Below are 514 nucleotides of genomic sequence, written 5' to 3' on the forward strand. Positions count from 1 at the left end.
CGGAACTGAGTGCGTCAGCGTCTCTACCGCAGCAAATAACTCATGCGTATTGCTAACACGCAGCATAACCGTTCTTCGTATCGCAGAGTCATAAATCACATCGAGCGTATCGCCATCTTGCTGCTCGAACGTATTCATTTCTTTTGAACGACCAGCTTTCAACACCAATATACGACGATTGCGAGAAGCGGCACGGGCTGCGGACATAAATCGTCGTGCATCTTGAATGGAGTCGACATACAACAATATTGCTTCGGTATTGCCATCCATACTCAAATAATCGAGCAAATCTGCAAAATCAATATCTTGCCCACGACCAATCGAGATAAATGAAGAAAACCCGATATTTTTGTCGTTGGCCCAATCTAAAACCGTGGTACAAACGGCAGCCGATTGAGAGATAAAAGCAATCTTTCCCGGCTTTGCTGCGACAGGCGAAAACGTACAATTGAAATTATGCCAAGGTAAGATAATTCCAAGACTGTTTGGTCCAAGAACCCGAATATTAAGAGAT

At 44.2% G+C, this 514-nt stretch carries 1 pseudogene; it reads right to left on the bottom strand.

Annotated elements, in window-relative coordinates:
* Positions 1 to 514: pseudogene (locus R8O11_RS31355) on the bottom strand (protein acetyltransferase); the annotation flags it as partial.

The organism is Vibrio sp. 1288 (genome assembly GCF_033344475.1).